The sequence below is a fragment of the Mesorhizobium sp. M0904 genome (assembly GCF_040319475.1).
In the GTDB taxonomy this organism is placed as follows: domain Bacteria; phylum Pseudomonadota; class Alphaproteobacteria; order Rhizobiales; family Rhizobiaceae; genus Mesorhizobium.
In genome coordinates this window covers 66,230-84,586 of sequence record NZ_JAMYOC010000011.1, presented here as the reverse complement: position 1 = coordinate 84,586, position 18,357 = coordinate 66,230, and the positions used below count along the sequence as shown (strand labels likewise).

General features: G+C 62.5%; 23 protein-coding genes. 15 read left to right on the top strand and 8 right to left on the bottom strand.

Features of this window, described 5'->3' with window-relative positions:
* The first annotated feature begins 14 nt into the window (after nucleotides 1-14).
* From NKH80_RS13635 to NKH80_RS13625, 3 genes are read left to right on the top strand one after another with little or no spacing between them, the layout of a single operon-like run.
* Nucleotides 15-1,145, top strand: coding sequence for a fatty acid desaturase family protein (locus NKH80_RS13635; RefSeq protein ID WP_352701399.1), 1,131 nt, complete (start codon nucleotides 15-17; stop codon nucleotides 1,143-1,145).
* A gap of 40 nt (nucleotides 1,146-1,185) precedes the next feature.
* A complete protein-coding gene (locus NKH80_RS13630; protein ID WP_352477080.1) occupies nucleotides 1,186-1,500 on the top strand; it encodes a MocE family 2Fe-2S type ferredoxin in 315 nt (104 codons plus the stop codon).
* Between the two features lie 2 nt (nucleotides 1,501-1,502).
* Nucleotides 1,503-2,732 (top strand): NAD(P)/FAD-dependent oxidoreductase, encoded by a 1,230-nt coding sequence (locus tag NKH80_RS13625; protein ID WP_352992061.1) that lies wholly within the window; start codon nucleotides 1,503-1,505, stop codon nucleotides 2,730-2,732.
* A gap of 35 nt (nucleotides 2,733-2,767) precedes the next feature.
* On the opposite strand, the gene NKH80_RS13620 is transcribed toward NKH80_RS13625, so the two are convergent.
* The 5 genes from NKH80_RS13620 to hslV form a co-directional block, all read right to left on the bottom strand.
* Nucleotides 2,768-3,727 (bottom strand): DUF1402 family protein, encoded by a 960-nt coding sequence (locus NKH80_RS13620; RefSeq protein WP_352991959.1) that lies wholly within the window; start codon nucleotides 3,725-3,727, stop codon nucleotides 2,768-2,770.
* 183 nt (nucleotides 3,728-3,910) lie between these two features.
* A complete protein-coding gene (gene hslU / locus NKH80_RS13615) occupies nucleotides 3,911-5,224 on the bottom strand; it encodes an ATP-dependent protease ATPase subunit HslU (RefSeq protein ID WP_254815924.1) in 1,314 nt (437 codons plus the stop codon).
* 4 nt (nucleotides 5,225-5,228) lie between these two features.
* On the bottom strand, nucleotides 5,229-5,825 hold the full coding sequence (locus tag NKH80_RS13610) for a DUF2585 domain-containing protein (RefSeq protein ID WP_352991957.1): 597 nt from the start codon (nucleotides 5,823-5,825) through the stop codon (nucleotides 5,229-5,231).
* Between the two features lie 4 nt (nucleotides 5,826-5,829).
* On the bottom strand, nucleotides 5,830-6,372 hold the full coding sequence (locus NKH80_RS13605) for a GNAT family N-acetyltransferase (RefSeq protein ID WP_352991955.1): 543 nt from the start codon (nucleotides 6,370-6,372) through the stop codon (nucleotides 5,830-5,832).
* A complete protein-coding gene (hslV, locus tag NKH80_RS13600; protein WP_254815927.1) occupies nucleotides 6,362-6,913 on the bottom strand; it encodes an ATP-dependent protease subunit HslV in 552 nt (183 codons plus the stop codon). Before hslV ends, NKH80_RS13605 begins: the two co-directional genes overlap by 11 nt.
* A gap of 223 nt (nucleotides 6,914-7,136) precedes the next feature.
* Between hslV and hisB the strand changes: the two genes are divergently transcribed.
* The 12 genes from hisB to NKH80_RS13540 all read left to right on the top strand — a co-directional run bounded on the left by hisB (nucleotide 7,137) and on the right by NKH80_RS13540 (nucleotide 15,115).
* Nucleotides 7,137-7,736 carry an imidazoleglycerol-phosphate dehydratase HisB gene (gene hisB / locus NKH80_RS13595; RefSeq protein ID WP_352991953.1) on the top strand — a complete coding sequence of 200 codons (600 nt, stop codon included), beginning with the start codon at nucleotides 7,137-7,139 and terminating at the stop codon, nucleotides 7,734-7,736.
* Nucleotides 7,737-7,740: 4 nt separating this feature from the next.
* Nucleotides 7,741-8,214: a DUF2628 domain-containing protein gene (locus NKH80_RS13590; protein ID WP_352991951.1), complete on the top strand. Its 474-nt coding sequence runs from the start codon at nucleotides 7,741-7,743 to the stop codon at nucleotides 8,212-8,214.
* A 1-nt stretch (nucleotide 8,215) separates the two neighbouring features.
* Entirely contained in the window at nucleotides 8,216-8,866 is a 651-nt protein-coding gene (gene hisH / locus NKH80_RS13585) for an imidazole glycerol phosphate synthase subunit HisH (protein ID WP_352480180.1), read from the top strand.
* Between the two features lie 3 nt (nucleotides 8,867-8,869).
* Nucleotides 8,870-9,160, top strand: coding sequence for a DUF1330 domain-containing protein (locus NKH80_RS13580; RefSeq protein ID WP_352800780.1), 291 nt, complete (start codon nucleotides 8,870-8,872; stop codon nucleotides 9,158-9,160).
* Between the two features lie 2 nt (nucleotides 9,161-9,162).
* Nucleotides 9,163-9,906, top strand: a complete 744-nt coding sequence (gene hisA, locus NKH80_RS13575) for a 1-(5-phosphoribosyl)-5-[(5-phosphoribosylamino)methylideneamino]imidazole-4-carboxamide isomerase (RefSeq protein ID WP_352991948.1) — start codon at nucleotides 9,163-9,165, stop codon at nucleotides 9,904-9,906.
* Nucleotides 9,907-9,909: 3 nt separating this feature from the next.
* Nucleotides 9,910-10,746 (top strand): arginase family protein, encoded by an 837-nt coding sequence (locus NKH80_RS13570; protein WP_352991946.1) that lies wholly within the window; start codon nucleotides 9,910-9,912, stop codon nucleotides 10,744-10,746.
* Entirely contained in the window at nucleotides 10,743-11,537 is a 795-nt protein-coding gene (hisF, locus tag NKH80_RS13565) for an imidazole glycerol phosphate synthase subunit HisF (protein ID WP_352992059.1), read from the top strand. Before NKH80_RS13570 ends, hisF begins: the two co-directional genes overlap by 4 nt.
* Nucleotides 11,538-11,573: 36 nt before the next feature.
* The gene (locus tag NKH80_RS13560) at nucleotides 11,574-11,900 is read left to right on the top strand and encodes a phosphoribosyl-ATP diphosphatase (protein ID WP_352991944.1); all 327 of its coding nucleotides are present in this window, start codon (nucleotides 11,574-11,576) and stop codon (nucleotides 11,898-11,900) included.
* An 18-nt stretch (nucleotides 11,901-11,918) separates the two neighbouring features.
* On the top strand, nucleotides 11,919-12,878 hold the full coding sequence (gene coaA, locus NKH80_RS13555; RefSeq protein WP_352991942.1) for a type I pantothenate kinase: 960 nt from the start codon (nucleotides 11,919-11,921) through the stop codon (nucleotides 12,876-12,878).
* Between the two features lie 77 nt (nucleotides 12,879-12,955).
* Nucleotides 12,956-13,996 (top strand): glycosyltransferase family 2 protein, encoded by a 1,041-nt coding sequence (locus tag NKH80_RS13550; protein WP_502894276.1) that lies wholly within the window; start codon nucleotides 12,956-12,958, stop codon nucleotides 13,994-13,996.
* Nucleotides 13,996-14,688, top strand: a complete 693-nt coding sequence (locus tag NKH80_RS13545; RefSeq protein WP_352991940.1) for a class I SAM-dependent methyltransferase — start codon at nucleotides 13,996-13,998, stop codon at nucleotides 14,686-14,688. The genes NKH80_RS13550 and NKH80_RS13545 overlap by 1 nt, the downstream gene beginning before the upstream one ends.
* The gene (locus tag NKH80_RS13540) at nucleotides 14,666-15,115 is read left to right on the top strand and encodes a GtrA family protein (protein ID WP_352879416.1); all 450 of its coding nucleotides are present in this window, start codon (nucleotides 14,666-14,668) and stop codon (nucleotides 15,113-15,115) included. The genes NKH80_RS13545 and NKH80_RS13540 overlap by 23 nt, the downstream gene beginning before the upstream one ends.
* 174 nt (nucleotides 15,116-15,289) lie before the next feature.
* Here the strand turns inward: NKH80_RS13540 and NKH80_RS13535 are convergent, their stop codons facing one another.
* From NKH80_RS13535 to NKH80_RS13525, 3 genes are all read right to left on the bottom strand, one after another.
* On the bottom strand, nucleotides 15,290-15,907 hold the full coding sequence (locus NKH80_RS13535; RefSeq protein WP_352991937.1) for an alpha-ketoglutarate-dependent dioxygenase AlkB family protein: 618 nt from the start codon (nucleotides 15,905-15,907) through the stop codon (nucleotides 15,290-15,292).
* 131 nt (nucleotides 15,908-16,038) lie between these two features.
* Entirely contained in the window at nucleotides 16,039-16,476 is a 438-nt protein-coding gene (gene arfB / locus NKH80_RS13530; RefSeq protein ID WP_352480188.1) for an alternative ribosome rescue aminoacyl-tRNA hydrolase ArfB, read from the bottom strand.
* 79 nt (nucleotides 16,477-16,555) lie between these two features.
* Nucleotides 16,556-18,166, bottom strand: a complete 1,611-nt coding sequence (locus tag NKH80_RS13525; RefSeq protein WP_352991934.1) for a phosphoenolpyruvate carboxykinase — start codon at nucleotides 18,164-18,166, stop codon at nucleotides 16,556-16,558.
* Nucleotides 18,167-18,357: the final 191 nt, after the last annotated feature.

The window sequence follows — 18,357 nt, the reverse complement described above, 5'->3', positions numbered from 1 at the left end:
TCGAGGCCTCCGCCATGGTGGATATTGGACTCCGAACCGGGAACACGATCGCCACAGCAGCGTCCCGGCGTGACTACAGCCTGATCGGCCGCGACGCGAAGCTCGCCATCGAGAGCGGGCTGGCGGCGGCCGAGTGGTATCACACGGACGTGCCACGCAAGCAGATGAAGGAGCTGATGCAGCGCTCCGACGGCCCGGCGATCCGCGATACGGTCATCTGGCTCGGCGCCTTAATCCTGAGCGGAGCCGGCGGCGTCTGGTTCTGGGGCAGCTGGTGGTGCGTGCCGTTCTTCTTCGTCTACGGCGTCCTCTACGGCTCCTCCACCGATTCACGCTGGCACGAATGCGGCCACGGCACCGCCTTCAGAACGCAGTGGATGAACGACGTGGTCTATCAGATCGCCTGCTTCATGATCATGCGCAACCCGGTGACCTGGCGCTGGAGCCATACGCGCCACCATACCGATACCATCATCGTCGGCCGCGATCCGGAGATCTCCGTGATGCGTCCGCCCGATCTGCTGCGCGTCGTGCTCAACTTCGTCGGCATTCTCGACGCCTGGCATGCGATGAGCGACATGCTGCGCAATGCAGCCGGTATCGTCAGTCCGGCCGAAAGAACCTTCATTCCCGACCAGGAGCAGCCGAAGGCAATTGGCATTGCCCGCATCTGGACGACAGTCTATGCCGCGACCATTGCGCTGGCGCTCTACACGGGCTCGTTCCTGCCGCTGATGCTGGTCGGGCTGCCCAGGCTTTACGGCGCGTGGCACCATGTCATGGTCGGCCTGCTGCAGCATGGCGGCCTGGCTGAAAACGTCACCGATCACCGGCTCAACAGCCGCACCGTCTACATGAACCCGATAAGCCGCTTCATCTACTGGAACATGAACTACCACGTCGAGCATCACATGTTTCCCATGGTGCCCTATCATGCGCTGCCCAGGCTGCATGAGCTGATCAAGCACGATCTGCCGGCGCCGACACCGTCCATCCTGGCCGGCTACCGCGAGATGATACCGACCTTCCTGCGGCAGCTGCGCAATGAGGATTATTTCATCAAGCGCGAACTGCCGCCGACGGCGAGGCCCTATCGCGAGGACTTCCACAACGACAACGCTGCCGCTGCGGTGGCTGCCGAATGACAAGCCCATGCCGAGGCACCAAAAATCGAGGGACCCGTAAATGAGCGACTGGGTCGAGGCCTGTGACGCCGAGGACATCGACGAAGAGGACGTGATGCGCTTCGACCATGGCGGCCGCACCTTTGCTATCTATCGCAGCCCCAACGACGAGTATTTCGCCACCGACGGGCTTTGCACGCATGAGAAGGTGCATCTGGCCGACGGGCTGGTCATGGACGACATCATCGAATGCCCGAAGCACAATGGCCGCTTCAACTACAAGACAGGGGCTGCCAGGGGCGCGCCTGTCTGCGTCGATCTAAGGACCTATCTGGTCAAAGTCGACGCCGGCAAAGTCCTTGTCCGGATCGGTTGATGATGACGAAGGGAATGGTCGTCATCGGCGCCGGCGAATGCGGCGGGCGCGCCGCCCTTGCGCTGCGCGAGCTCGGCTATGATGGCCCCGTAACCTTGGTCGGCGACGAGCCGCATCTTCCCTATGAGCGCCCGCCGCTGTCGAAAGAAGCGATGGTCGCCGACGCGCCCCTGATCAAGGCGATCGCCAGCGACGCGATCCTGGCCGAGCGCTCTATCCGGCATATCCATTCGGTTCTGGCTGTGGCGATCGACCGCACGGCGCATGTCGTGCGCCTGTCCGACGGTTCCGCCCTGGCCTACGACAAGCTCCTGCTGGCGACCGGTTCGGTGCCGCGCAAATTGCCGATGCCGGGCCTTGGCGGGCGCTGCGTCTATCTGCGAACCTTCAACGACGCGCTGGCCATTCGTGCCCATCTCAACGCCGGCAATCGCATCGCCATAGTCGGCGGCGGCTTCATCGGGCTCGAGCTCGCCGCGGCGGCGCGCAGGCTGGGTGCCGCGGTCACCGTCATCGAGGCGCAGCCGCGCATTCTGATGCGCGGCGTGCCGGCCGAGATCGCGCAGGTCATCCATCAGGCGCATGAAGCCGAAGGCGTAAAAATCCTGTGCGGCGAGGGCATCGCGGCCATTGCCGATGACGGCGCCGAAGTGCGCATCGCGCTTGCCGGTGGACACGACATTGTCGCCGATCTTGCCGTGATCGGGATCGGCGCCGTGCCGGTGACCGGACTTGCCGGGCAGGCGGGGCTGACCATCGACAATGGTGTCGCCGTCGACGCCGAGCTTCGCACCAGCGACCGGGATATCTTTGCAGCCGGCGATTGCTGTTCGTTTCCGCTCGCTATCTATGGCGGCCGGCGCGTGCGGCTGGAAGCTTGGCGCAATGCGCAGGAGCAGGGCGCACTCGCCGCAAGGAACATGCTTGGCGCCGGCGAGGCGCATTCGGCGGTGCCTTGGTTCTGGTCAGATCAGTACGGATTGACCCTGCAGATCGCCGGCCTGTCGGACGAAGGCCGCAGCATCGTTCGCCGCGACGTTGGCGACGGCGCCTTCATCCTGTTTCATCTGGCCGAGGACGGCAGGCTGGTTGCGGCAAGCGGCATCGGCCCCGGCAACGCGGTCGCCCGTGACATAAGGCTGGCCGAGATGCTGATTGCAAAGCAGGCAAAGCCGGCGCCGGAAGCGCTAGGCTCGCACTCCGTCAAGCTGAAGTCGCTGCTGGCGGCGTGAGCTGAGGGCGTGGATAGTTGGCCGAACGCGTTTGGCTAAAACAGCGCTTTCAGCTCCGGCAGCTTGTCGTTGATCAGCCAGCCATAGTAATTCTCCTCAGGCAATTTTTCCGGCTCGCCCGCAGCGCGGCGCTTGTCGTTCTCGGCCTTCAGCGCATAGGCGCGCTGTTCGGGGTTGCCGACATTGTAGAGCGTCGACGTGATGCCGGGGTTGCCTGAGATGTCGAAGCCGGCGATGCTTCTATAGGCGTCGATCGATTTCCGGATCGTTGCTGCGACATAAGGCAGTGTCAGGTCAGGATCCATGATGGTCTTGTAGACCGCGTTGGGGTCGCCGACGTCGAGTTCCGGCAGGCCGGAAACCTTGTGCACGAGGTCGCTCATTTGCAGCGCCGTCAGCGGATTGAGCTGGCCAAGGCCAAAAGTCTGGCCGGCATAATAAGGCTGGAAGAAAGTGGCACCGAAGCGGTCGTTGGGAAAGCTCTCGCCGTTGACGGTCTTGCCGCGGAACGACCGGTTCCACACCTGCTCGCGGCACTCCCATAGGTCGTAGCTATCGGACTTCCCTGCGCATTTGGCGAATTGCGGCCGCTGCACGAAATCGGTGATGTCCTCGCCGTCATAGGCGAAGGAGAGCTTGCTCGATAAATACGAGATCGCCTTGACGTAGTAGGTCTGCAGCCGGTCATAGGCATCGACATTGTAGGTGTGCTCGCCGACGATGGCGCCGACGATATGCATTGGGTCGATGCCATAAGCCGCGGCTGCCTGCTTGATCTTGCCGCGCAGCGCGGCATCGTTCTGGAGCAGCGCAAAGACTTTGCGGTATTTCGCCTGGAAGGTGGTGTTGGTCGCCTGGGTGCGCCGGCTCGATGCGCCCGGTATGTCAGGCTGCTCGGTGTTGCGGTTGCCCGGCGGCACCATCGTTGCCGCTTGCGCGCCGAACATAGCTGTCGCCAGCGTCAGCCCCAAAATGACGAGGATCAGTTTTTTCATGCGCCGCCGCCCAAATAGTCGGCGGCAAACTAGGTAATGCTCCACCGGGAGTCGAGAGACGCCTGCACCGGACGGGACGAAAGCTTGCCGGATGCTTCCATTTGGCCACACCTCCGGAATGCCGGGCCGAATTTGACGGAGGCCGGGAGTAATTCCCCGGCCTCTTGGAGAATCAAGAGTCTCCTACAAGATGAAACGCGACAAGTCCGTGTTTCTGGAGAGGTCGCCGACATGCTTCTCGACATAGGCTGCATCGATTGTCACCGAGGTGCCGTTACGGTCCGGCGCGTCATAGGAGATGTCGTCCAGTACCCGTTCCATCACCGTCTGCAGCCGCCTGGCGCCGATATTCTCGACGCTGGCGTTAAGGTCGACGGCGATGCCGGCCAACGAATCGATCGCGTCATCGGTGAAGACCAGGTCGACGCCTTCGGTCTTCATCAGCGCGATATATTGCTTGATCAGGCTGGCTTCGGTCTCGGTAAGGATGCGGACGAAATCGTCCTTCTCCAGCGCCCGCAGCTCGACGCGGATCGGCAGGCGGCCCTGCAATTCCGGCAGCAGGTCGGAGGGCTTGGCGACGTGGAACGCGCCCGAGGCGATGAACAGGATATGGTCGGTCTTCACCGGTCCATATTTGGTCGCAACCGTGGTGCCTTCGACCAGCGGCAGCAGGTCGCGCTGTACACCTTCACGCGAAACACCGGCACCGATGCCGCCTTCGCGCGAGGCGATCTTGTCGATCTCGTCAAGGAAGACGATGCCGTCATTCTCGGTCGATTCGAGGGCCCTGCGCACCACCTCGTCCTGATCGAGCAGCTTGTCGGACTCGTCGCTGATCAACAGCCCGTAGGACTCCTTGACGGTCGTCTTGCGCAACTTGGTCTTCTTGCCGCCCATCGCCTTCGACAGCATGTCGTTGATGTTGAGCACGCCGATATTGGCGCCCGGCATGCCGGGGATCTCGAAGCCAGGCATGCCGCCATTGCCGGTATCGGCCACTTCGATCTCGATCTCCTTGTCGTCGAGCTCGCCGTCGCGCAGCTTCTTGCGGAAACTGTCGCGGGTGGCCGGGCTCGCCGTCTTGCCGACGAGCGCTTCGAGCACCCGTTCCTCGGCGTTGATGTGGGCACGCGCCTTGACGTCCTCGCGCATCTTCTCGCGCACCAGCCCGATGGCGATCTCGACCAGATCGCGGATGATCTGCTCGACGTCGCGGCCGACGTAACCGACCTCGGTGAACTTGGTGGCTTCGACCTTGACGAAAGGCGCACCGGCAAGGCGTGCCAGGCGGCGTGAAATCTCGGTCTTGCCGACACCGGTCGGGCCGATCATCAGGATGTTCTTCGGCATCACCTCTTCGCGCATCTGGCCCTCGAGCTGCTGGCGGCGCCAACGGTTGCGCAAGGCAATCGCCACCGCACGCTTGGCGTCTTTCTGGCCGATGATGAAGCGGTCGAGTTCCGAAACGATTTCGCGGGGAGAGAAGGTGCTCATATCACTAAATTCCACTTTGCCACTGCCGAATGGATTCGAACGGATGCAGTAGCATGATCACGTTGAGTGTCAGATTGTCCCGGATGAGATAGCCGACACCGAATTCGAAGATGAGGGCGAGGGTGACGATCACCCATATAGGAAGCCTTCGCGCCATGACAAACCCCAGCACCATGGCCAGCGTGTCGGACACCGAATTGATAATGCTGTCGCCATAATAATCGAGCGAGATCGTGCCGGCGCGGTAGCGGTCGATGATGAAAGGACTGTTCTCGAGCAGCTCCCAGCCGCCCTCTATGACGACCGCAAACGCCAGTCTGAGCCCGATCGGCGAGCGCGGGAAAAGGAACCACGCCAGCGCATAGAACAGGAAGCCGTGAATGATGTGCGAGAAGCTGTACCAGTCGGAAATATGCTGGGAATTCTCCGAGCTTTGCACGATGCCGTGCCACAGCTTGACATAGCCGCAGGTACAGATCGGCGTCCGCCCCATGCCATAGAGGACCCCGGTCTGGAAGATGACCAGGCCGAGAACCAGTAGGAGCCCCATTCGCCAACTGTCTTCGTAGGCCGAGACGGTTTTGTCGCTGGATACGCTCATGCTGCTATTGCCCCTCTTCTGCGTCACCCTGTCCGGCATCACCCTCTGGGCCATCAATCGCCATCAGCACGGCATCGCCATATTCCGACTTCCTGCGATCGATAGCCGTGAAACCGGCCTTTTCATAGGCACGGATAGCCCGTGCATTGGCGGGGTCCGGGTCGATGATGACGCGCGGCGTACCTTCCTCGAAAAGCTGCTCGACGAACTGCCGGACGATCGCGGAGCCGTGGCCGACCCCGACAAGCTCCGGCACGCCGATCGACAGATCGATGCCGAGCGTGCCGAACGGCTGGTCGCTATAGGGATGGCCGTCCTCCAGATGCGGATCGTAGCTCTGCAAATAGCCGATGGGCTTTCCGTCCAGCTCGATAATCAGCGGCTCGACTGAAATGCTGTCGATATGCTCGCGGATCTCCGCAATCTCGGTCTCTGGGTCGTTCCACCACTCGGCGACATGCGGCTCGGCAAGCCAGCCGGCGATCATCGGCAGGTCCCTCTGGGTCACCGGCCGAAAACCATAGCGGAGGCTCCGCTCAGGCGGCATCGAGGGTTTCGACGACGAAGTTGTTGTTTGTGTAGACGCAAATGTCTGATGCGATTTGCATCGCCTTGCGGGCGATCTCCTCTGCGCCCTTGTCGCTGTCCATCAGCGCGCGTGCCGCTGCCAGCGCGTAATTGCCGCCGGAGCCGATGGCCATGACTCCAAATTCAGGCTCCAGCACGTCACCGGTGCCGGTCAGCGCCAGCGACACCGACTTGTCGGCCACCAGCATCATCGCTTCCAGCCGCCGCAAATAGCGGTCGGTGCGCCAGTCCTTGGCAAGCTCGACGCAGGCGCGTGTCAGCTGGTCGGGATATTGTTCGAGCTTGGCTTCCAGCCGCTCCAGCAGAGTGAAGGCATCGGCGGTGGCGCCGGCGAAACCGGCGATGACATTGCCGCCCTTGCCGATGCGGCGCACCTTCTTGGCGTTGCCTTTCATGATCGTCTGGCCGAGGCTGACCTGGCCGTCGCCGGCGATCACCACCTTGCCGCCCTTGCGCACGGTCAGGATGGTCGTGGCATGCATGGTCAGTTCATTCGACATTTCCTGCTCCGACAAGCACCGATCCCATCGAGGCGATCGGTGCGTTACGAGTGACTTGATCGGCCATATGTATGCATAGGCCGGACGATTGCAAACCGGCCATCCGCCGGGTCGGATAGTGCTCCGCAGCGGTAACTGGCAATCGCCGGATCATGCTGCTAGAAGGCTTTCGTTTTCAGGCCTGTGAACGCCTGACGTGCAAATCTGAAACAAGGATGAGGTCATGGCGCCCCGTTCCGCCGAGATAAGCCGCAAGACCAGGGAAACCGACATCTCCGTGTCGGTTCAAGTCGACGGCTCGGGCAAATCCGACATTTCGACGGGCGTCGGCTTCTTCGACCATATGCTGGACCAGTTGTCGCGCCATTCGCTGATCGACATGACCGTGAAGGCCAAGGGCGACCTGCATATAGACGACCACCACACCGTCGAGGATACGGGCATTGCGCTCGGCCAGGCGCTGGCCAAGGCATTGGGCGAGCGGCGCGGCATCATGCGCTACGCCTCGATCGACCTCGCCATGGACGAGACACTGACGCGGGCGGCAATCGATGTCTCCGGCCGGCCTTTTCTGGTCTGGAATGTTTCCTTCTCATCGCCGAAGATCGGTACGTTCGACACCGAGCTGGTGCGCGAATTCTTCCACGCGCTGGCGCAGAATGCCGGCATCACGCTGCATGTCACCAATCATTACGGCGCCAACAACCACCACATCGCCGAGACCTGCTTCAAGGCCGTGGCGCGTGTTTTGCGTTCGGCACTTGAGCGCGACCTGCGCCAGCCGGACGCGGTTCCCTCCACCAAGGGATCCCTGAAAGGGTAACGCCATGGCCATCTATGTCGTGATGGAGCCGCCAGGCCGCGGTGAAAGCGTGGACACCACCTTTATCCGTGACGGCTTTGCCTGGCTCGGCTTCGTGGTGCCGCCGCTGTGGCTGGCCTGGCACCGGCTGTGGGTCGAGGCGGCATTGGCGTTTGTCGCCATGGGCCTGCTCTCGATGCTGGGCGAAAGGCTGGACCTGGAAACAGCCGGCTCGCTTTTATCCTTCCTTGTCATGCTCTTTGTCGGGCTGGAGGGACAAGGCTTGCGAATTGCAGCCCTTCGTCGCCGCGGCTGGCATGAATGGGGTGTCGTCGAGGCCGACAGGCTCGACGACGCCGACATCCGCTATGTGTTGGAAGCCGCTGCGGATTCGGATGCACAAACTCCTGCGCAGCGTATCGTCCCAGACGCAGCACATGCCCGGCCGGCGCAGATGGGCCTGGCACTGGGGCTGAACCATATTCCGGGAAAGCCCTGAGATGAGGGTCGCGATCATCGACTACGGGTCGGGCAATCTGCGCTCGGCCACCAAGGCCTTCGAGCGTGCCGCGCATGAAGCCGGCATTGCCGCCGCGATTGAACTCACCGCCGATGCCGAGCGGGTCAGGACCGCCGACCGCATCGTCCTGCCCGGCGTCGGCGCCTATGCCGATTGCGCCGCTGGACTGCGTGCGGTCGCCGGCATGTGGGAGGCGGTCGAGGAGGTGGCGATCGCCAAGGCTCGGCCGTTCCTCGGCATCTGCGTCGGCATGCAGCTGATGTCGGAGCGAGGCCTGGAAAAGACCGTCACAAAGGGCTTTGGCTGGATCGCCGGCGACGTCAAGGAGATTACGCCGGCCGATCCGACGCTGAAGATCCCGCAGATCGGCTGGAACACGATTGACCTGAAGCGCAAGCATCCGCTGTTTTCCGGCATTGCGACGGGCGGCAAGGGACTGCACGCCTATTTCGTCCACTCCTACCATCTCGATGCACGGGAAGAGGATGAGGTGCTGGCGGTTGCCGACTATGGCGGCCCGATAACGGCCGCTGTCGTCCGCGACAACCTGGCCGGAACGCAATTCCACCCCGAGAAGAGCCAGGCGCTGGGCCTGGCGCTGATCACCAATTTCCTAGGCTGGAGGCCCTGAACCATGAGCAAGAAGGGCTATTGGATGGCAATGGTCGATGTCCACGATCCCGAGATCTACAAGCAGTACATCGAGGCCAATGCCGCGGCTTTCGCGAAATACGGCGCGAAGTTCCCGGTGCGCGCCGGGCGGTATACCAGCCCGGAAGGACCGACCGGCAATCGCCACGTGCTGGTGGAATTCGAATCCTATGAAATGGCGCTGGAATGCTACGGCTCGCCTGAATACCAGGAGGCCTTGAAGTACAGGCTCGCTGGCTCGACCGGGCACTTTGTCATCGTCGAAGGCGCCTGAAGGTGATCCTGTTTCCGGCCATAGACCTCAAGGACGGCAAATGTGTGCGCCTCAGGCATGGCGACATGGCAACTGCGACGATCTATAACGACGATCCCGCCGCTCAGGCGCGCGCCTTCGAAGAGCAGGGCTTCGAATGGCTGCACGTCGTCGACCTCAACGGCGCCTTCAAGGGCCAGAGCGTCAACAGCGCGGCGGTCGGCGCCATCCTAAAGGCGACGAGCAATCCGGTGCAGCTCGGCGGCGGCATCCGCACCCTGGTGCAGATCGAGGACTGGCTCGACCGTGGGCTGGCCCGCGTCATTCTTGGTACTGTGGCGGTGCGCGACCCGGATCTGGTCAGGCAGGCTTGCAAGGCCTTCCCGGGCAAGATTGCCGTCGGCATTGACGCCAAGGGCGGCAAGGTCGCGGTCGAAGGCTGGGCCGAGGCCTCGAGCCTCGGCGTCATCGAACTGGCGAGGAAATTCGAGGGTGTCGGCGTCGCCGCCATCATCTACACCGATATCGACCGCGACGGTGTGCTGACCGGCATCAACTGGGACGCCACCATCGATCTCGCCGACGCGGTGTCGATCCCGGTCATCGCCTCGGGCGGGCTCGCCTCGATCGCCGACATCGTGCGCATGACCATGCCCGATGCGCAGAAGCTCGAAGGCGCGATCTCCGGTCGCGCGCTCTACGACGGCCGCATCGATCCGGCCGAGGCACTGGCGATCCTGCGTGGCAAACCGATGGCAGGGGTGTGAAACGTGAAGGTCTCGATTATCCTCGCTCCCTATGACAGCGGGCACTATCACGAAGGGTGCGGCCAGGGTCCGGACGCCATTGTCGGCGGTGGGCTCGTCGAAGCCCTGACCGTGGCTGGCCATGAAGTCGCCGTCGAAGATATCGGCAAGGTGGGAGACGAGCAGGGGCGCGAAATCGCAACCGGCTTTGCCGTCTGCAACACTGTCGCGACCAAGGTTAGCCTCGCCCGCGATGGAGGGCGCTTCCCCATTATCGTTGCTGGAAATTGTCTGACCGCCGCCGGAGCGGTTGCCGGTGAAGCCGCGGATTCGATCATCTGGATCGACCAGCATGGCGATCTCAACACGCCGGAGACGTCGGCCTACGGCTTTCTCGACGGCATGGCGCTGGCGGCGACTCTCGGGCTCTGCTGGCGTCCGATGGCGGCAGCGATTCCGGGGTTCCGGCCGATAAACCCGGCGCGCTGCATGCTGGTCGATGCCCGCGACCTCGATCCCGACGAAAAGCGCCTGCTGGAAACCTTGCCGATCGTGCGCACCGAATGTGCCGGTGCACTCGATATGATCGGAAAGCTCACGGCGACAGGGACTGTGCGGGCGCATCTGCATCTCGACCTGGACGTCGTCGATCCGAATGTGCTGCAGGTGAACCGCTACACGCACCCGGGCGGTCCGAGCCCGGAACAGTTGCGGCAGCTTGCCTGCGGACTGGCCAGGTCCATCCCGATCGTCGGCGTGACGCTCTCGGCCTACGACCCGGCCTTTGATTCCCAGTCCGAGGTTCCGCCCGTCGTCGGCCAGCTGCTCGTCGACTTTCTTGCGGAGATCGAGAGGATCTGATGCTGAAAGCCCGCGTCATCCCCTGTCTGGATGTCAAGAACGGCCGTGTCGTCAAGGGCGTCAATTTCGTCGACCTGGTCGATGCCGGCGATCCCGTCGAAGCGGCAAAAGCCTATGACGCGGCCGGCGCCGACGAGCTCTGCTTTCTCGACATCACCGCCTCGTCGGAAAACCGCGAGACCATTTTGGATGTCGTCGCCCGCACCGCCGAACAATGTTTCATGCCGCTGACCGTTGGCGGTGGCGTCCGTCGGGTCGCCGACATCAGGAAGCTGCTGTTGGCCGGCGCCGACAAGGTGTCGATCAACACGGCGGCGGTGAAGACCCCAAATTTTGTCGCCGAAGCAGCGGACAAATTCGGCAACCAGTGCATCGTCGTCGCCATCGATGCCAAGAAAGTGTCCGCTGCGGGCGAGGCCGATCGCTGGGAGATATTCACCCACGGCGGCCGCGAGAAGACCGGCATCGACGCCGTCGAGTTCGCTCGGCGAGTGGTCGATCTCGGCGCCGGCGAGATCCTGCTGACATCAATGGACCGCGACGGCACCAAGGCCGGCTACGACATAGCACTCACCCGCGCGGTCGCCGACGCCGTACGCGTACCGGTCATCGCTTCCGGCGGCGTCGGCACGCTCGACGACCTTGTCGAAGGCATTCGCGACGGCCATGCCGGCGCGGTGCTGGCGGCGTCGATCTTCCATTTCGGCACCTACAGCATCGCCGAAGCCAAGCTGCACATGGCTCAAGCCGGACTGCCGATGCGGCTGGACTCGCCGGGTAATCGGTCCTAGAGCCTTTCCAGCTAAGAAGAGGCTGTAAACGCCGTCATGACCGAGTTCTCGCTCTCCGATCTGGAGAAGATTATTGGCGAACGTGCACGTTCCGGCGATCCGGATTCGTGGACGGCCAAGCTCTTTCAGCGCGGCATGAGCAAGGCAGCGCAGAAACTCGGCGAAGAGGCGGTCGAAACGGTGATCGCAGCCGTCAGCGCCGACCGGGACGCGCTTGTTTCGGAAAGCGCCGATCTCATCTATCATTGGCTTGTCGTTCTCGGCATAGCGGACATTCCGCTGAGCGAGGTGCTCAACGAGCTTGAACGCCGCACCGGTCGTTCGGGCATCGCCGAAAAGGCGTCTCGGCTGGACCGGGGCTGATCGCTGCGGAGGAACTCGATGGACCAGCTCGCTCCTACCGAGAAGTATTCACCCTATCGTTTCTTCTCGGCCGAGCAATGGTCGCGGTTCCGCGCCGATACGCCGATGACGCTCACCGAGGACGAGATCCGTCGTCTGCGGTCGCTGAACGATCCGGTCGATCTCCACGAGGTCGAGCGCATCTATCTTTCGATGTCGCGGCTGTTGTCGGCTCATGTCGAAGCCAGTCAACTCCTCTTCAGGCAGCGCCAGGCCTTCTTCAACGCGCTGCACGCGGCCAAGACACCGTTCATCATCGGCATTGCCGGTTCCGTCGCGGTCGGCAAATCGACCACGGCGCGCGTGCTAAAGGAGCTGCTGGCGCGCTGGCCGTCGAGTCCCAAGGTCGACTTGGTCACCACCGACGGCTTCCTGCTGCCGAACGAAGTCCTGCGCCGCAACAATCTGATGGAACGCAAGGGCTTTCCCGACAGCTACGACGTCGGCGCGCTGCTGCGTTTCCTGTCCGGCATCAAATCGGCGCAGCGCAACGTCCGCGCGCCGGTCTATTCGCACCTGACCTATGACGTCATTCCGGGCGCGTTCCAGACCATCGACCGGCCCGACATCCTGATCTTCGAAGGCATTAACGTCCTGCAGCCGGGCAAGCTGCCGAAGGACGGCAAGATCGTGCCTTTTCTGTCGGATTTCTTCGACTTTGCCATCTACATCGATGCCGAGGAGGCGCTGATCCATCACTGGTATATCGCCCGCTTCATGCGGTTGCGCGAAACCGCCTTCCGCGACCCGGCCTCCTTCTTTCACCGCTATTCGCAACTTTCCGAGGATGCGGCCCGCGCCATCGCCGAGGGCCTATGGACCAACATCAACCTGAAGAATCTGCGCGAGAATATATTGCCGACCCGCGCCCGAGCCGATCTCATCCTGCGCAAGGGCGCCAACCATCTGGTCGAGGAAGTGGCGCTCAGGAAACTGTAACGGCGCGGTTAACGGCGCCTTAGGCTATCCCGGCTAGTGTTCGATGGGCAATCCAGCGGATCTGTCGGGAGCAGTCTGTGATCAACGCGAGCAGTACCGGAGTTCGTGCGAGGCAGCCCCGCTATTCCCTGGTCATTCCGATCTTCAACGAGGAGGCGGTTCTTCCACTCCTTATCCGGCGAATAGTCGCCCTGCTCGACGCGCTGGACGCACCGGCAGAGGCTATTTTCGTCGATGACGGCAGTACCGACACGAGTGTGATCTACCTGCGTGGGATGGTTGCCGAGGAGCCACGCTTCCGGCTGATCGAACTGTCGCGCAATTTCGGGCACCAGATTGCAATTACGGCCGGTATGGACGCGGCTGCCGGCGAAGCCGTGGTGGTCATGGATGCCGACCTCCAGGATCCCCCTGAAGTCGTTCTCCAACTGGTGGAAAAGTGGAAGGAGGGCTATGAAATCGTCTACGCGAGGCGTATGCGGCGCGAAGGCGAAACCTGGTTCAAACGGCTGACAGCCAGCATCTTCTACCGGCTGATGGAGAAGATGACTTCGGTCGACATTCCCCGCGACGTTGGCGATTTCCGACTAATCGGCCGCAAGGCTCTCGATACGTTCAAGCAGATGCCGGAGCGCAACCGTTTCGTGCGCGGCATGTTCGGTTGGATGGGATTCAAGCAGACGGCGGTTTCATTCGAGCGACCGGCGCGCGCCGCAGGTGAAACAAAGTATCCTTTCTGGAAGATGCTCCGCCTGGCTGTCCACGGGGTCATCGGCTTTTCGGAAAAACCGTTGCGTATGGCGCTCTGGGCCGGGCTCGCTATCTCGGGGGTAGCCGCGCTGCTCGGGCTCTTCGCTGTGGCTTCCTGGGCATTCAGTTTCGGTGTTGTCCAAGGCTGGACGTCGACAGTTGTTATTGTTTCCTTCTTGTCCGGGATCAACCTGTTCATGACCGGTATCGTCGGCCTCTATGTCGGCGGGATCCACTCCGAGATCAAGCGCCGGCCGCTCTATGTCATTGATCGCCTTACTGGCTTCGAGGACGCGCTCCGGGCGGAAGTCGACAATCGAAACACCGAGGCGACGTTGTCGGCGTCACGCGACAGAAGGTTTGGTTGATGGCCGAACTCTTCGATCAATATCGCACCACCTATAACAGGACGGTCGACGACTCGATCAGGTTCTCCGGGCTGAAGCATGACTTCTTCCTGCAGGAGAAGTCAGTCCTCCTTGCCGACCTGATCGCCGAGCGTGGTATTGCAAGGCGCGACGGTTGCGTTCGGGCGCTTGATGTTGGCTGTGGGGTCGGCGCACTGCATCCCTACGTGAAGCCGCTTTTTCCAGACCTTCACGGCTGCGACATTTCGAGGGAATCCATCGCCCGGGCGCGTGAGGAAAACCCCTGGGTCACCTATGCCGACTACACGGCTCCCGTGCTGCCTTACGCGGATGGCACATTCGACCTCGCATTCGCCGTTTGCGTCGTCCATCATGTGCCGCCTGAACATTGGCCGAGCTTTGTTTCCGAGATGCGACGCGTCGTGCGGCCCGGCGGCGTCGTGTCGGTTATCGAGCACAACCCGTACAATCCGCTGACACGCCTTGCCGTGCTTCGCTGCCCATTCGATGAAGACGCCGTGCTGATCAGTCGCCGCAAAGCCGGCCGTCTCCTGGAGGCGGCCGGCCTCACACAGGTTGCAGGCAGGCATTTCCTGATGTTTCCCTTCGCGAATTCCGTCGCGCGCAAGGTCGAGGGCTGGGTCTCGCACCTGCCGCTCGGTGCGCAATATGTGTGCAGCGGCCGTGTTTAGCGCCGGTTCGGGCTTCAGACTTGCAAAGCGGCCGGCGCGTTTCCTGATTATCGGCTTTGGCGCCACTCTGCTCTACGCACTGCTTGCCGCGGTATTTTCGATGGGGGACGCGGTGTCGATGCGGCCGGCTTCGGCCTCGGTGCTCGCTTATGCCATCGCCGCCGTCTTCTCCTATGCCGGACAAAAGTATTTTACCTTCGCGTCCAGCGGGGCGCATCGTTTCGAGGCGCCTCGCTTTTTCGTGCTGACATTGCTTGGTCTGGCGGTGTCATTTCTTCTGCCCGCCGTGTTGTCCGGGATTCTGGGCCTGCAGGCGCAGGTTCCGATTGTGCTGACATGCTTCGTGGTCCCGCTCGTCAACTATGTGGTGCTTCGCCACTGGGTATTCGCCAGTGCTGGTCTAGGTTTGCGGAACGGCTCGAGATGATGCGATTCCCGGACCGCCCGAGATCGGCTGTTGGCGCTCCAGGCCTGGCGTGCGCGCAACGATGCAACGCACCGCCAGGCTCCGGGCTTGCAACCCTGGCCGGGCAGTGCCCTGCTGCTGGCCAAACGCTACAACGGCGGTCGTGGTACTGGCACCCCCGGGCACCCGAACAGCCTATTTCGGCGTCGTCACCCGCCTCAGCGTCAGATTGATCCGCCCGCCGTTCTTCAACAAGGCTGAGGTCGAGGGGTAGATACGGTCGACGCCGTGAAAGCAGAGCCGCCCTTCGCCGCCGAGCACTACGACGTCGCCGCTTTTCAGCCTGAACGATTTGGTGGCGCCGTCGCGCGTCGTCTGGCCGACCCTGAACAGGCAATCGTCGCCGAGTGAGACGGAGACGACCGGCGCGGAGAAATCGCTCTCGTCGCGGTCCTGGTGAAGACCCATCTTGGCATCCTGCGAATAGAAATTGACCAGGCAGGCCTCCGGCGGGTGCCCATAGGCAGATACGTCCCGCCACAGATCGAGCAGCATCTCCGGGATCGGCGGCCAAGGCCTTCCGGTCACCGGGTGGGTCGGCTGGTAGCGATAGCCGTGCTCCTTGTCGGTGACCCAGCCCAGCGGGCCGCAATTGGTCATGCGCACGCTCATCTCCTTGCCGGTACGCGGCATTGCCGGCACGAACAGCGGGGCTTCCTCCACGACCTTCCTGATATCTTCCACCAGCACTTCCTGCATGGCGCGCGACAGGTGGCCGGGCATATGGCGGACGCCTTTGGGCAGTACGAGCATCGCGTCGCTTGATCCGTTGGTCTGGAAAATCAGAATGCCACCGTCAAACGAAAACGGCGACCCGAAAGCCGCCTCCGACAGTAGCTGCGCACTTTACGCCGGCGATCTGAGATCCGAAGCCGCTTCGGCTGTCACTCATCCTCAACCCGGCCGCGCATTTTCTTGATCGAGCCGCGCCCGGCCTTGCTCTTGAGCCGTCTTTCGACCGCGCCTTTGGATGGCCTGGTCTTTTTGCGCGGCGGTGGCGGTGGTTCGGCGGCCTTGGCAACCAGTGCCGTCAGCCGCGCCCGGGCGTCCGCCCGGTTCTGCTCCTGGGTGCGGAAGCGTCCGGCTTCGATGACGATGACGCCGTCCTTGGTGGCGCGCTGGCCGGCAAGCTTGATGGTCCGTTCGCGCACCCGCTCCGACAGGCCAGCCGCATTGGCGGCATCGAAGCGCAATTGCACTGCCGTCGCCACCTTGTTGACGTTCTGGCCGCCCGGGCCGGACGAACGGATGAAGTCCTCGTGCAGGTCGCCCGGATTAATCACCGCATCGTCGGTGATGATGATCTTGTCGTCGGCGTTCATGCCGCAGTCATGGCGCGGCAGGCGGAAAAAGAAAAGGCCCGATCGAAGCCGGGCCTTGAAGCATCACCAGGGGCGACGGCTATTCAGCCGCTACCTGCATGCGTGGTGCGGCGCCGAGCACGGTGGCGTCGACATGGGCTTCGAACTTTTCGAAATTGTCGACGAACATGCCGACCAGCCTTGCCGCCTGCCGGTCGTAGGCGGGCTTGTCGACCCAGGTCGATCTCGGGTCGAGAATGGCGCGGTCGACGCCGGCAACCGTCACCGGTACGTCAAAACCGAAATTGGCGTCGGTGCGGAAGTCGGCCGCTTTCAGCGAGCCGTCGAGCGCCGCCGCAAGCAGCGCCCGCGTTGCCTTGATCGGCATCCGCTTGCCGGTGCCGTAGGCGCCGCCGGTCCAGCCGGTGTTGACCAGCCAGCAATCGACACCGTGGCGGGCGATGAGCTCGCGCAGCAGATTGCCGTATTCCGACGGATGCCGCGGCATGAACGGTGCGCCGAAGCATGTCGAAAATGTCGCTTCGGGTTCGGTAACGCCCTTCTCGGTCCCCGCCACCTTGGCGGTATAGCCGGAGAGGAAATGATACATCGCCTGCGCCGGGGTCAGGCGCGCGATCGGCGGCATCACGCCGAATGCGTCGGCGGTCAGCATGATGATGTTCTTCGGGTGGCTGGCGCGCCCCGTCTTGCTGGCGTTCGGGATGAAATGGAGCGGGTAGGCGCAGCGCGTGTTTTCGGTCAGCCCGCCGTCGTCGAAATCCGGCACGCGGCCGGCGTCGAGCGCCACATTCTCCAGCACGGTGCCGAAGCGCTGGGTGGTGGCGAAGATCTCCGGCTCGGCTTCGGCCGAAAGCTTGATCGTCTTGGCATAGCAGCCGCCTTCGAAATTGAAGATGCCGTGCGGTCCCCAGCCATGCTCGTCGTCGCCGACCAGCGTGCGCGACGGGTCGGCCGACAGCGTCGTCTTGCCGGTCCCGGAAAGGCCGAAGAAAACGGCCGCGTCGCCGGCGGGCCCTTCATTGGCCGAGCAATGCATCGGCATCACGCCTTTTGTCGGCAGCAGATAGTTGAGCACGGTGAACACCGACTTCTTCATCTCGCCGGCATAGGAGGTACCGCCAATCAACACGATCATGCGCGAAAGATCGACCGCGATCACCGTTTCGCCGCGCGTGCCGTGGCGGGCGGGATCGGCGCGGAACGACGGCAGGTCGATTATCGTCAAGTCGGGCACGAAATGCTTGAGTTCGGCGGCTGCAGGCCGGATGAGCAGATTGCGGATGAACAAGGAGTGCCAGGCAAGCTCCGTGATCACCCTGGTCGGCAGCTTCAGTTCCTCGTCGGCACCGCCGACCAGGTCCTGAACATAAAGGTCCTTTCCAGCCGCATGGGCGCGAAAATCGGCAAGCAGCCTATCGAACTGGATCGGCGAAATCGCCTTGTTGTTGTCCCACCATACATGCGGCGCGGTGCTTTCGTCGCGCACCACGAATTTGTCCCTGGGCGAGCGGCCGGTGTGTTGCCCGGTCTCGGCGGCAAGCGCGCCATGCGCGGTGAGTCGGGCCTCGCCACGGCGGATTGCCTCCTCGTAGAGCGCGGCCGCGCCGAAATTATAGCGCACCACGCCAGTGGTTCTCAGGCCGATCCGATCGATTGCACATGCAGGATTGCGTTTGCCGGCTTCCGACATGGGTTTCCCTTCTTCGATTTACCGCGTCTTTACCGGCGAATTCCGGAAACCCCATTGCAGGAGCTAATAACGTCAAAACCAGAAAAGGCGAATGATATCAAATCATTAATCGATTTAAATATTTTGAAAGTTGTTTAAATCGTTTATATGTGCAAAAACACTGATGGTTGCCCAAAGGATTGGCGATGTTC

Bases quoted from the DNA above. Each gene is read 5' to 3' on its own strand.
- coaA (WP_352991942.1), top strand. From the start codon at position 11,919: ATGGACCAGCTCGCTCCTACCGAGAAGTATTCACCCTATCGTTTCTTC.
- NKH80_RS13540 (WP_352879416.1), top strand. From the start codon at position 14,666: ATGTGTGCAGCGGCCGTGTTTAGCGCCGGTTCGGGCTTCAGACTTGCA.
- NKH80_RS13625 (WP_352992061.1), top strand. From the start codon at position 1,503: ATGACGAAGGGAATGGTCGTCATCGGCGCCGGCGAATGCGGCGGGCGC.
- NKH80_RS13605 (WP_352991955.1), bottom strand. From the start codon at position 6,372: ATGCCGCCTGAGCGGAGCCTCCGCTATGGTTTTCGGCCGGTGACCCAG.
- hslV (WP_254815927.1), bottom strand. From the start codon at position 6,913: ATGTCGAATGAACTGACCATGCATGCCACGACCATCCTGACCGTGCGC.
- NKH80_RS13590 (WP_352991951.1), top strand. From the start codon at position 7,741: ATGGCCATCTATGTCGTGATGGAGCCGCCAGGCCGCGGTGAAAGCGTG.
- NKH80_RS13560 (WP_352991944.1), top strand. From the start codon at position 11,574: ATGACCGAGTTCTCGCTCTCCGATCTGGAGAAGATTATTGGCGAACGT.
- hisH (WP_352480180.1), top strand. From the start codon at position 8,216: ATGAGGGTCGCGATCATCGACTACGGGTCGGGCAATCTGCGCTCGGCC.
- NKH80_RS13635 (WP_352701399.1), top strand. From the start codon at position 15: ATGGTGGATATTGGACTCCGAACCGGGAACACGATCGCCACAGCAGCG.
- NKH80_RS13545 (WP_352991940.1), top strand. From the start codon at position 13,996: ATGGCCGAACTCTTCGATCAATATCGCACCACCTATAACAGGACGGTC.
- NKH80_RS13580 (WP_352800780.1), top strand. From the start codon at position 8,870: ATGAGCAAGAAGGGCTATTGGATGGCAATGGTCGATGTCCACGATCCC.
- NKH80_RS13535 (WP_352991937.1), bottom strand. From the start codon at position 15,907: ATGCTCGTACTGCCCAAAGGCGTCCGCCATATGCCCGGCCACCTGTCG.
- NKH80_RS13630 (WP_352477080.1), top strand. From the start codon at position 1,186: ATGAGCGACTGGGTCGAGGCCTGTGACGCCGAGGACATCGACGAAGAG.
- hslU (WP_254815924.1), bottom strand. From the start codon at position 5,224: ATGAGCACCTTCTCTCCCCGCGAAATCGTTTCGGAACTCGACCGCTTC.
- NKH80_RS13620 (WP_352991959.1), bottom strand. From the start codon at position 3,727: ATGAAAAAACTGATCCTCGTCATTTTGGGGCTGACGCTGGCGACAGCT.
- NKH80_RS13610 (WP_352991957.1), bottom strand. From the start codon at position 5,825: ATGAGCGTATCCAGCGACAAAACCGTCTCGGCCTACGAAGACAGTTGG.
- hisB (WP_352991953.1), top strand. From the start codon at position 7,137: ATGGCGCCCCGTTCCGCCGAGATAAGCCGCAAGACCAGGGAAACCGAC.
- arfB (WP_352480188.1), bottom strand. From the start codon at position 16,476: ATGAACGCCGACGACAAGATCATCATCACCGACGATGCGGTGATTAAT.
- NKH80_RS13525 (WP_352991934.1), bottom strand. From the start codon at position 18,166: ATGTCGGAAGCCGGCAAACGCAATCCTGCATGTGCAATCGATCGGATC.